Raw genomic sequence first — 11,865 nt, forward strand, 5'->3', positions numbered from 1 at the left:
GCCGATTAAAATGGTCGAAAATTTTATGTTAAAAAAAATGATGTTTGCGTTACTGATGATAGTGGCGCTAAGTGGTGGTGTGTCAGCTAATGAACTAATGGCAAGCAATAGTTTTGAGCAGGGAAGGCATTACGAAGTGTTAGATACACCTATTAGCACAGGCGCCGCGCCTGTGATGGAATTTTTCTACTACGGTTGCCGAACCTGCTATCAGTTGGTTCCGGCTATTGCCGAGTGGAGTCACAAAACGGGCATTGGTGTTTCTTTGGTTCCTGCTCACAGTGAGAGTACTTTGGTTAAGGCGGCGCGCTTGCATCATACATTCGCTGAAATGGGAGTGTTAGCGACGATGTATGAATTAGGGTATGTAATATTTCAAACTGAAGAGTCAACACTTCAGGGTGCTGAGCGTATAGATGATTATTTGTCGCGACATAATGTGGATAAAGAACGCTTCTGGCAAGTCTGGGAAAGTGATGCTGTTAATAAGCGTATGGCTGGTTCTTTGGCGCTAACCAGACAGGCGAAAGTATTTAAAACCCCTGCTTTTGTTGTTCAGGGAAGATATGTGGTAGATATAGAGTCTATTACCAGTGTGGATCAACTATTTGAATTGTTGTCTTATCTTGCCGAAAAGCCAAGAGATAAATAAGGAGTTGTCTTAATATGTTGAAGCGGCTATCTCGGTGGAGTGCTTCTTTTTTTTCCGGGGTTGAACGCAGGGTTTGGTTTTACCGCGATTATACGGGATTTACTGGAGGGCATTTGAAGCATGCCCACTATTACCGGAATGTTCAGGCATTGGACGGTTATCAGGCCAGGATTGTCTTTTCTCATGAAGCGCGTTCCGAGAGGGAGGCTGAAGAAAGGGCAGAGCTTTGGCCTCAGTCAGAGGTTGGTAGTGACAACTGGAGGGCTTCTCAAGGTGATCTTTTATTTCTCGCAGGCCTGGATTGGAAGTTTCTTTTATCGGAGGGAGGGCCAGCCTTAGGATTGCCGAAAATCAACCTGATACAGCATGTGCGTCATGCTGATGCTCGAACTGATCTGTATAGCTTTTTAACACAGAAAGCAGTCAGGATATGTGTTAGCCAAGAGGTGGCGGACGCAATCATTGCTACCAAAAGGGTGAATGGTCCTGTAATTGCGATACCCAATGGTGTTGATGTGCCCCAAATAACAGCAGCAGCGTTAGATTCCCGTTGCGAAGCTGTGTATAAGAACCAAAAAGTACTGATAGTTGGTTATAAAATGCCGTCAGTTGCGCAGGGTTTGGCCGATGAGTTGGGCCAACTGGGTATTGAGTGCCGGTTGGTAAACACACTGTTAGACAGAAATCTATTTCTAGCAGCGTTAAGTGAGTATAGTATAGTGGTGTGTTGCCCAAATTTTACAGAAGGTTTCTATTTGCCAGCGATAGAGGTGATGGCAGCGGGGGCTGTTTTAATTGTGCCTGATTGTGTTGGGAATCGAGGTTTTTGCGTGCATGGTGAAACGTGTTTTATGCCATCTTACACCATACCTGAAATGCTAAAATCAGTTTTAACGGCCCTATCGTTAAACACATCTCAGCGGAATGAGCTGCTGAGTGGGGCGTTAGAAATGGTAAGTCGATACTCATTGGATAGGGAAAGAGAGGCATTTTATTCGGTTTTGAAAAATTTGGATCAGCTATGGTAAATCAAAATATTATACTGACTGGAATACCTCGCTCAGGTACAACATTAAGCTGTCACCTCCTTAATCAGTTGCAAAATGTACTTGCCATGGTAGAACCTATGGATATAGGGGGTCTGCTCGCGCAGCCAGATCGTGAAGCCAGAGCGGGTTACATAAACCGGTTTTTTTCATCGGTAAGAGAAGATGTACATAATAAAGGGGTTATAGTCGGGAATCTTGTTGAAGGTGATACCAATACGTTTAACCAGAATGAATCGGGTAAGCGGCAACCCTCGTTAATTAAACCGGGTGCTGTAAAGGTTGGGGCAAACTTTAGCAACGATTTCAGATTAATTATAAAGCACCCTAACGCATTTTCTGCGCTTTTACCTGAGTTGATAGCGACATTTTCATGTTTTGCCATTATCAGAAACCCGCTATCAGTACTGTCCTCATGGAACTCTCTAGATCACCCTTTGGCTAAAGGTCATGCGCCTATGGCTGAGGCGTTTGATGATGAATTGCATCAAAAACTGAATGAAGAAGTGGATAATCTTGAGCGCCAGTTAATGCTCCTAAACTGGTATTACCAGCAGTATGCCAGGTACTTAAATGCGAATAATATTATTCGTTATGAAGATATTGTTTCATCACAGGGCCGAGCCCTTTACCCCATTGCTCCAGCGGCACTTGAGCTAAAAGAGAGTTTGGTCAGCAAAAACTCAAATAGCTTGTATGATACTGATTTTATGAAAAGTGTATTCGAACGACTCATTGTGAGTGAGTGTCATGGCTGTTGGCAATTTTATAGCAAACATGAAATTGCCGCAGTGCTTGATGAAGCGAGTGCGGGTTAGTGTTTCGCTTGGCGGTAATGAACTAAATTTTTTCTTAGTAGCAGGGTTAAATCTGTTAGAATGGCCGCCAATTTCAACAGGGTGTTATGTTTCGTTTAAATTCATTACAAATATAAGCGCTCATTATTTGGTTGTTAGCTATGGTAAGCTCTTTTTGGACTCATCGTACATTGGTCTGGCAGTTATTGGTTAGGGATATTCACTCCCGCTATCGAGGCTCTTTAATGGGGCTGATTTGGTCCTTCGTAACACCATTATTGATGTTGTTTATTTATACCTTTGTTTTTAAATATGTGTTTAAGGCCCGGTGGGGGGTAGCAGGTGAGGTGCAACTTAATTTTGCCATGGTATTGTTTTTAGGGTTGACAATACATGCTATTTTGTCAGATATAATAAGTCGTTCCCCCGGGTTAATTCTTTCAAATGTAAACTTTGTTAAAAAGGTAGTGTTCCCGCTGGAAATATTACCATGGGTGGCTTTTTTAAGCGCACTGTTTAACTTTGCAATTGGCTTTTTATTACTGTTTTGCTTTATTTTGATTGAGCTGCACTCGATTCCTGTTGCTGCCTTATATCTGCCTTTAATACTGCTTCCTTATTTTGTGTTGGTACTTGGGTTGTCATGGATATTGGCGGCACTAGGCGTGTATGTGAGAGATATTCAGCATATATCGGGTACATTAGCGACACTTCTGCTTTTTATGAGTCCTGTTTTTTACTCAATAGATAATTTGCCAGAAACATTTCAGTCGTGGATATTATTGAACCCTATCGCTTTAATTGTAGAGGAGTGCCGCACAGTGCTGTTTTATAATGAAGCGCCAGACTTCAAAGCGTTGGCTATTTATTCATGTGTTGCCTTGTTAGTTGTAGTACTTGGTTTTTGGATGTTCCAAAAGTCTAGAAAGGGGTTTGCTGATGTACTTTAGTTCTGCATAAACCCTTGTGCGGGTATTCGCTCTGGTAAAAATTTGAATGTAAAAAGTTGAATAAGTATTGTGATACGCGTTAATAATATATCTAAAGTCTATTTTGTTTGGAAAACCCCTTTAAGCCGGCTGTTAGTGCCTCTCGCCAAGCGTTTCTTAAGCGCCATTTTTCCAGATTGGTATCAGCGATTTGAGAATAATCGATGCCAGCAAGTTAACGCACTGGAAAATGTTAGCTTTGAAATAGAGCGTGGAGGAAGTCTTGGTATTATAGGGCTTAACGGCAGTGGTAAAAGTACGCTGCTACAAATCATTGCCGGTACTTTGCCAGCAACCTCTGGCTCGGTTGATGTAACAGGAAGAGTGGCAGCTCTGCTTGAACTCGGTAGCGGGTTCGACCTTGAGTTCACCGGCCATGAAAATGTTTATTTAAATGCGTCAATTCTGGGCCTGTCCAGGGCAGATATCGATACCCGTTATGAAGATATTGTGGCATTTGCAGACATTGGTGACTTTATTCATCGTCCGGTTAAAACCTACAGTTCTGGCATGATGGTGCGACTAGCCTTTGCTGTTCAGGTACATGTTGATCCAGAGGTATTGATTGTTGATGAGGCCCTGGCTGTCGGTGATGCCCGTTTTCAGGCAAAGGCACTAACCAAAATTGAAGAAATTTTGGGTAAGGGAACAACGCTGCTGTTCGTTGGGCATGACTTGAATACCGTTCGAGCATTCTGCAAGCAAGCTATGTTGCTCGACAAAGGTCGTGTTGTTCAATATGGGTTTCCTGATGATGTTACCATGACTTATTTACAGAACGTGCAGAGGGAAGGTATAGAAAAGCAAAGAGAAAAAATGCCTTCAATTGAAAACGGTAAGGGGTTTGCTATTGATGGCTGGGGTATAACTCAAGCGCATTTGGAAGGGCATGGCCATCATGCAAGCTTGCAATATGATGAAGCTGTAACGGTTTGCCTTACTGTGACGTTAGGTCACTTAATTGATTCTCCGTATCTCATTCTGGATTTGGTTGATGCTAAGGGGCTACAGTTGACAGGTAAGCGGATCCCTATTCCACCAGGGGAAAAAAGCTCAGATTTGAAAGTAACGATCAAGTGTGCATTTCAAAAAGGGATATATCGATTCCGCATGAGGCTAGTTGATGCACCTGGTTTAGATCGAACAAGGCTAATTAGCCGTCAGGACGACCTGCTGTCTTTGGAAGTAATTGAAGATGTGCGGCACCTCTTTACAGGTTTGTTTCCAGTTCCATTGACGTATGAGTGGCTTGAGCGACCCAATAATGGATGACGTTAGCAATCAAAACCCTCAGATGAATTTGGCAATTGTAGGCGGGCAGAAGTGTGGTACAACAGCGTTGGCCAACTTTATTGCTCAGCACCCTGATATTTTTGTCGTGAACGGTAAGGAAGGCCATATATTTGATGCGCCCGACATTGACTCACTTTCGCTCGCAGATATTCAGGCGAGGTATAAACTAATAATGGGGGGTTATAAGGGTGAAAGGTGGGTGTGTGATGCCACGCCAATCTATGCGTATTGGCAAGATATCCCAGCTAGATTAGTCGCGTATAATCCAAACATTAAAGTTATTTTCCTGACTAGAGACCCTGTTGACCGAGCGGTTTCTCATTACTTCATGGAAAAAAACAGAGGTGATGAAACATTAAGTATTCTGCGCGCCTTTTTATCTGAAAGGAAACGGCTTCTTAATAGCCGGGGAGATAAGGGGTGGGAGTCATCATGGCGACATCACTCTTATCTAGACAGGGGTAGGTATAACGCACAGATTGAAAACCTAAAGCGTAGTTTAGCCACTGAAAATATCTTGATAATGACGAATCGTGAGCTTCGCCATCAGCAACAGCAAGCGCTAGCGCGTGTGTTTTCATTTCTAGGGGTTAATAGCATACAGGTGCCTGAGAAAGACGTTTTTGAAGGGCGATATAACACAGATAAATTGGCTGTTAAGATTGCTCGATGGTATGCATCATTTAAACTAAAGCATGAACGAAAGCTGTTCAGATCTTTTGAAATAAATCGCTAGGCTCTGCCACTATACGGTATTAAAACCTGTTAGTAGAGAGTTTTGCACGACGACTGCGCTTACAAATACAGCGTTAAAAAATGACTCAAAATGATGCGCTCTCCTGGGTCGGGCGGGACTTATAGGCCATAAACTGCGCTTTTTCGTCATGTTTTGCCTTGTCTTTGATTTGCTCATAACGTCGTGCAAAGCTCTCTAGTAGTGAATTCAAGTTGTATTTGGTAAAAGGACAAAAGAGTGTCAACAGAAAAAAGTACAAAGATTGACAGTACAAAAAATAGCGGTACAAAAAACAAAAAACAAGCTGTGTTAGTGCTGGGTATGCACCGATCTGGCACGAGCGCATTTAGTCGGGCGGTAAAAACATTAGGCTATAGTGTCGGTAATAATCTCATGCCGGCGAGTGAGGATAATCAAAAAGGTTACTGGGAAGATATGGGGATTGTAACCCTGAATGAAGCGCTTCTTTCTAAATGTCATGCCGCGTGGGATAGGCCTGGTGTGTTACGGGGCTCGGCGCTAATATCTGCCCAAATAGCTGGACACAAAGATGAGATTCGTGCGCTTATCTCTAAAAGCTTCCCCAAAAAAAATCGAATTGCCATTAAAGACCCCCGAATTTCACTACTTTCGCCTATTTGGCGTGAATGCTTAAAAGATGCCGGGTTTTCAACTAAAACGATTTTATGTTTACGCCACCCGCAAGCGGTTGCTAACTCACTCAATACCCGAGATCATTTTAGCGACTTAAAATCTTACCATTTGTGGTACCACTATAACTTGGCGCTATTAGAGCAAGCAGTCGATGATGTATTAGTGGTTAGTTATGAAAATTTACTCAAAAATCCTGAGTCTGAACTAAAGAGGATAGGGGCGTTTCTAGCGCTCGACCCAGATGAGTGGAGCGCTGAAACCAGTAAAGAAGTAAACGCTTACTGTAGGGAATTTATTGATAGTGATTTATGTCGTGCTGATGACGATATTAGCGAACGCTTTGCAAACGCACCGGCTTATCTTACTGCCTTCTATGAGGCGTTGAAAAAATATGATTCGGTTCCAAAACTTAAAGCCGAACAAATCAAGGCTGTTTTACACGCCTCGGCTAAATTTGAGGGTGATCGGCAGCTGCAAAATGAGCTTTATTTGCTTCATGACGAGCTGAACGAAAAAGGGGAGGCGATAAAACATTATTGTGATGAGTTGCAGGACGCAGAAGCGAAAATCTTCTCAGCGATAGATATTCGTAACCAGACCGCTGAAGCAAATGCCGGACTTAGAGAGGCTAACGATTCACTCAAGGCGCTGAATCTAAGTCTGCAAAATCAGCAAAAAGTTCTGCAATCAACTATTCATGAGAACCAGCAACAACATCAGGCTGATGCTCAACAACACCAAAAAGAGATCGATGAAAAAGTGGCTGAACTCGGCCGTTTAACTCAAACCATTGCTGATCAGCAACAGACTAATCAGGCGCTACAACAGCAGCTGAAGATATATCATGAATCAACTTCCTGGCGAGTCACCGAACCATTGAGGGCTTTGACTGTAAACGCAAGAAATATAAAACTGGCTGTACGGAGTGCCTTCAGCTTTGTTAGGTATTATGGTTTGGCTCAGCTCTTTGCTAATGTCATGAGAATTTGGCGTCAGGAAGGGGTTCTGGGTATAAAGTACAGGCTTAAGTTCGGCCCGGCACAAACCCGTTCATCGTCGGTGCCTGTCGTGGCCGCTTCTGCAACGGGCTTCGGCACTTTTCAACCTGCTTTTACCGGATCTGCCGCCATTGTAAAGTCAGATGAAGGCTATTCATTGGCGACTTCTTCGGCTGGGTATACCTATATCCCTCCCAGAAAACCAGCCAATATGATGGAAATAATTGGCGATAAATCAGCCGCACCGTTGTTTTCAATCGTGGTACCGCTTTACAATACGCCATTAGATTTATTAGAAAAAATGATAGGGTCAGTAGAGTCCCAGTGGTATCCGCATTGGCAGTTAATTTTAGCAGACGATGCCAGTCCTTCAGCTAGTGTTAAAGATTACTTAAAAAATATCACCCACCCATCAATAGAACTACTGTATCTTGAAGAAAATCAGGGGATTGCCGGTGCAACTAACGCTGCTATAGATCAGGCGCGTGGTGATTATATAGTGTTACTTGATCATGATGATGAACTGACGGATGACTGCTTATTTGAGTTAGCGAAGTGTATAAAACGAGATAATCCTGATTTTATTTACAGCGATGAAGATAAAATAGACCCTGATGGGAGTTTTACTCAACCGCACTTTAAACCAGGTTGGTCACCCGATACGATGATGAGCACAATGTATACTTGCCATGTGGCATGCATACGCAAAAGCTTATTAAATGAAGTTGGGGGATTACGTTCGCAATATGATGGTTGTCAAGACTGGGATTTAGTATTACGCATTACCGAAGCGACGAACCGAATAAGTCATATTCCCAAGGTTTTGTATCATTGGAGAATAATTCCTGCCTCAATAGCAGCTGATCTTTCGGCTAAGCCTTATGCATTAGAAGCTTCAAAGAACGTTCGGCTTGATGCGTTGAAACGCCGAGGGCTTATTGGAGAGTTGGAAGCCGTCTCTCAGGTTGATGGTTATTTTAATGTGGTTTATGACCTTCAAAACGAACCGCTTATCTCCATCATTATTCCAACAAGAGATAATGTGAAGGTATTGCGCCGTTGTATTGAATCCATATTTAAGAAAAGTAGTTATCGAAGCTTCGAAATTATCATTCTTGATAACGGTTCTATTGAAAAAGAATGTTTAGACTACTTTGAAGAAGTAAGTCAACAAGAAGATGTGTCGGTTATAAGGCATGATGCTCCGTTTAATTTTTCTGAACTTAATAATATTGGTGCACAAGAGGCAAAGGGAGAGTTACTTCTTTTCTTAAATGATGACACAGAAGTTATTAGTGCAGACTGGCTGGAACGAATGGGAGGATATGCTCAGCTTTCGCATATTGGTGCTGTTGGTGCAAAATTACTTTACCCTGAGGGCAATAAAATACAGCATGCTGGAGTGCTAAATTTACAAGACGGGCCAGGGCACGCTTTTATAAGGCAAGATTGCGATACACCGGGATATTATATGCGGAATTTACTGGAATATAATTGGTTAGCGGTAACAGGCGCTTGTTTAATGATGGAAGCAAAGAAGTTTCATTCCGTTGGCACCTTTAATGAAGCATTCCCCGTTGCCTATAATGATGTTGACCTTTGTATGCGTCTATGTGATCAAGGTTTATTTAATGTTGTCTGTCAGTCTGTGCGTTTGACCCATTATGAGTCTGTAAGCAGAGGAATAGATAATATAGATCCTGAAAAAGTTGCCAGGCTTAAACGAGAGCTGCAGGCTTTAAATGAGGCTCATCCTCAGTATTTCCAATATGATCCATTTTATAGTGTCAATTTACACCCTAATGGCATTAATTTTGAGGTGCCACAATGAATAATTCAGACATAAACTCAATTGCAAAACGTTCTCCGTGCTTAATAGATTTAGAGCGAAAGATTGAGAATGTTGAAGTGGTATCGTTTGATTTTTTCGATACTCTATTTATCAGGCCGCTTTGTAACCCTGAAGATGCGTTTGATATTTTAGGTAATGTATTAGGTATAGATAACTTTCGAGTATTGCGGAAAAAAGCTCAGGTCGATGCTTTCGCAGAGATGCAGTGTGCAGGCCTTAAAGAAATCACATTAAAGGGCATCTATAGTTGCTTTCCTGCATGTGCTTATAGCCAGGAAGATCTGGCGCTTGCCGAATATCAGTTAGAGCAAGCATTGGTGCACCCTAACCCCGAAATGATCCATTTATACCGGCACGCCATCACCAAAGGAAAAACCGTTGTCATTACGTCAGATATGTATTTATCAGGTGATTTTTTTGTCGAATCGTTAGCTAAGCATAACATTGAGAATGTTCCGTTATACATATCATCTGACCTTAATGCGACCAAAAGAGATTCCGGAGAGCTTTTTAAAGTATTGGCTAAAGACCTGGATGTAGCGCCCGCGAATATACTACATATTGGCGATAATGAACTCGCGGATGTTAAGCAGGCAGCCTCAAAGGGCTTACGGACATTCTTTTATCGTCGTGAAAGAGTACCTCAAAAGCTTGACCGGTACGCGGTATCGGCATCGTTAGCGCGGGGCCTAATCAATTTATATGCTGATAAAATACCTGAAAAATCCTGCTTGGAGGCGGGGTTTTATTATGGGGGACCTGCCTCGGTTGGTTTTTTGAAGTGGATTGAACAACAGTCTACCCGAGACCAAATTGATTATGTTCTGTTTTTATCGAGAGATGGCTATTTACTCAGTAAACTAACAGAATGTCATCAATGCAACCTGACGGCTAAGTCTGATTATTTCCTGGGGTCTAGAACGGCGTTTATGCTAGCGGCTATTAATGAACATAATTTTGTTAGTTTTATGCCTTACTTTCTATCAGGTGCTGAAGGGCTTTCTCCTTTTGAGTTACTAGAACGGATTGGGGTGCCTGCGCCAGACAGTGAGGTGATGCGAACGTTAGGTTTAGCTGACTCACAATTGATTGACTTGCAGGACACAGCGTCTTTGCAGCAATTTTTGTATGCATACCGTTGGCAAATCCTGAAGGTTTGCAGAAGAAATCGACAAGGATTATTGGGTAGTCTAACCCAGCTCGGCATAAAGTCGGGGCATAACCTGGCATTAGTGGATGTCGGTTGGAGTGGGTCTACTCAAGAAGCGTTTGAGCTTGCGGTAGATAGCATGATGGATGTTAATGTGCACGGTTATTATTTTTGCTTAGCGGACACCGCTGAAAAACGCCAACGGGAGAGTAAGCAAAAAATGTCGGCATTGTTCTCAACAAAAACAGAGCCCCGGGATGTCATTGATAACATTTATAGGAATAGAGTTGCCATTGAAACATTTTTCTCAGCTCCTCACGATACTGTTATTGGCTTGGAGTGGCATAACGGCCGCACAGTGGCGTTAGAAGATGCAGGAAGAGGGAACACAGAAGGGACATCTGATAAGATATCAGACATTACCCGTGGAGGAGAAATATTCGCTAACGCGTATTTTGAACTAATCTCTAACATCAACATGAATGACGATGCTAAAGACTTGGCATGGCCTGTTATAGATTTTTGCACACGGCAGGATTTGCACAACTGGACAGTGTTTTCTGAGATTAATAATTTTGATACCTGGGCAAGTACGGGTAATAAAAATACAGCTCCCTTAGATTATACCCAATCACCCTGAAGTGGGGGCATTGAGTGTACTCGTTATAGTTGGCCTAAACGGTAATGGAAACTAGTGGCAAGTGAGAAAGAAAAACATGTGAATGATGCGCCGGCAGCAGTGCATGATCACATTAAACAATGTGTTACGGCTGTTATTGTTACTTATATGCCAAACCTGGAATCGTTAAGCTCGTTGCTTAAAACGCTTTCCGGCCAATGCGAGCGCATGATTTTGGTCGATAATGCTTCTAATCAGAATGATCAGCTGTCAGATTTGGCTAAAGCTTATTCTTGTACTACTATACTTTTGCATGAAAATATAGGCATAGCTGCGGCTCATAATATGGGTATCATTGAAGCCATTAGTCTCCGCAGCAGTCATGTTTTACTAATGGACCAAGACAGCGAACCTGCGCCCGATATGGTTTATCAGTTGCTAAAAGCCGAAGAAGAAATTAAAACGTTTGGCCATAAGGTTGCAGCTATCGGACCTGAGCACAGAGATGCACGTACAAACAAACCTTCCCCTTTTATTTCATCTAAAAACATTAGTGTGGGCAAAGTTTCTTCACCTGATGCTAATGCACGATGGTGTAAGGCTGATTTTATTATTTCATCGGGGTCATTAATAGACATTAACGTTTTTAATGATATTGGAATGATGGAAGAGCCGCTGTTTATCGATTGTGTCGATATTGAGTGGGGGTTTCGTGCCGCATCAAAAGGTTATCAGTGTTTTGGGGCTTTTGATGCAAAAATGATACATGCCATAGGTGATAAACCTCTCTTATTGTTTGGGGGGGCTAGGCAAATAACGATGCATAGTCCGCTAAGGCACTACTATTTTTACAGGAACTTAATGGTATTGTGTAAGCGGGGCTATCTTCCAGGTTCGTGGAAAGCTCATGTATTGTTTAAGTCCATCCTGCAGCTCATTATATTTTCAACACTCACAAAGCAGCGGAAAGAACACTTTTTGATGATAGTTAAGGGAGTGTATCACGGCTTAACAAATAGGCTGGGTAAATTATGAGGCGAGCACGGCATAGAACGTTTAAGATGTCTATTTAGAGAGTG

Annotated in this window: 9 protein-coding genes; all 9 read left to right on the forward strand. The window is 42.4% G+C overall.

Going from position 1 to position 11,865, the window contains the following annotated elements:
* The first annotated feature begins 25 nt into the window (after nucleotides 1-25).
* A complete protein-coding gene (locus MY523_RS03335; RefSeq protein ID WP_250657389.1) occupies nucleotides 26-652 on the forward strand; it encodes a DsbA family protein in 627 nt (208 codons plus the stop codon).
* Between the two features lie 14 nt (nucleotides 653-666).
* Nucleotides 667-1,680 (forward strand): glycosyltransferase family protein, encoded by a 1,014-nt coding sequence (locus MY523_RS03340; RefSeq protein ID WP_250657390.1) that lies wholly within the window; start codon nucleotides 667-669, stop codon nucleotides 1,678-1,680.
* On the forward strand, nucleotides 1,674-2,516 hold the full coding sequence (locus MY523_RS03345; protein ID WP_250657391.1) for a hypothetical protein: 843 nt from the start codon (nucleotides 1,674-1,676) through the stop codon (nucleotides 2,514-2,516). The genes MY523_RS03340 and MY523_RS03345 overlap by 7 nt, the downstream gene beginning before the upstream one ends.
* A gap of 140 nt (nucleotides 2,517-2,656) precedes the next feature.
* On the forward strand, nucleotides 2,657-3,445 hold the full coding sequence (locus MY523_RS03350) for an ABC transporter permease (protein ID WP_250657392.1): 789 nt from the start codon (nucleotides 2,657-2,659) through the stop codon (nucleotides 3,443-3,445).
* A gap of 69 nt (nucleotides 3,446-3,514) precedes the next feature.
* Nucleotides 3,515-4,756 (forward strand): ABC transporter ATP-binding protein, encoded by a 1,242-nt coding sequence (locus MY523_RS03355; RefSeq protein WP_250657393.1) that lies wholly within the window; start codon nucleotides 3,515-3,517, stop codon nucleotides 4,754-4,756.
* Entirely contained in the window at nucleotides 4,734-5,513 is a 780-nt protein-coding gene (locus tag MY523_RS03360) for a sulfotransferase domain-containing protein (protein ID WP_250657394.1), read from the forward strand. Before MY523_RS03355 ends, MY523_RS03360 begins: the two co-directional genes overlap by 23 nt.
* Nucleotides 5,514-5,750: 237 nt before the next feature.
* Nucleotides 5,751-8,996, forward strand: a complete 3,246-nt coding sequence (locus MY523_RS03365; RefSeq protein ID WP_250657395.1) for a glycosyltransferase — start codon at nucleotides 5,751-5,753, stop codon at nucleotides 8,994-8,996.
* Nucleotides 8,993-10,807 (forward strand): HAD family hydrolase, encoded by a 1,815-nt coding sequence (locus MY523_RS03370; RefSeq protein ID WP_250657396.1) that lies wholly within the window; start codon nucleotides 8,993-8,995, stop codon nucleotides 10,805-10,807. Before MY523_RS03365 ends, MY523_RS03370 begins: the two co-directional genes overlap by 4 nt.
* Before the next feature lie 54 nt (nucleotides 10,808-10,861).
* Nucleotides 10,862-11,821 (forward strand): glycosyltransferase family 2 protein, encoded by a 960-nt coding sequence (locus MY523_RS03375; RefSeq protein ID WP_250657397.1) that lies wholly within the window; start codon nucleotides 10,862-10,864, stop codon nucleotides 11,819-11,821.
* Nucleotides 11,822-11,865 lie beyond the last annotated feature (44 nt).

This window comes from Alkalimarinus coralli (genome assembly GCF_023650515.1).
GTDB classification, from domain to species: Bacteria; Pseudomonadota; Gammaproteobacteria; order Pseudomonadales; family Oleiphilaceae; genus Alkalimarinus; species Alkalimarinus coralli.

Excerpts from the sequence above, each read along its gene's own strand:
- MY523_RS03335 (WP_250657389.1), top strand. The coding sequence starts at position 26 with ATGTTAAAAAAAATGATGTTTGCGTTACTGATGATAGTGGCGCTAAGT.
- MY523_RS03340 (WP_250657390.1), top strand. The coding sequence starts at position 667 with ATGTTGAAGCGGCTATCTCGGTGGAGTGCTTCTTTTTTTTCCGGGGTT.
- MY523_RS03345 (WP_250657391.1), top strand. The coding sequence starts at position 1,674 with ATGGTAAATCAAAATATTATACTGACTGGAATACCTCGCTCAGGTACA.
- MY523_RS03370 (WP_250657396.1), top strand. The coding sequence starts at position 8,993 with ATGAATAATTCAGACATAAACTCAATTGCAAAACGTTCTCCGTGCTTA.
- MY523_RS03350 (WP_250657392.1), top strand. The coding sequence starts at position 2,657 with ATGGTAAGCTCTTTTTGGACTCATCGTACATTGGTCTGGCAGTTATTG.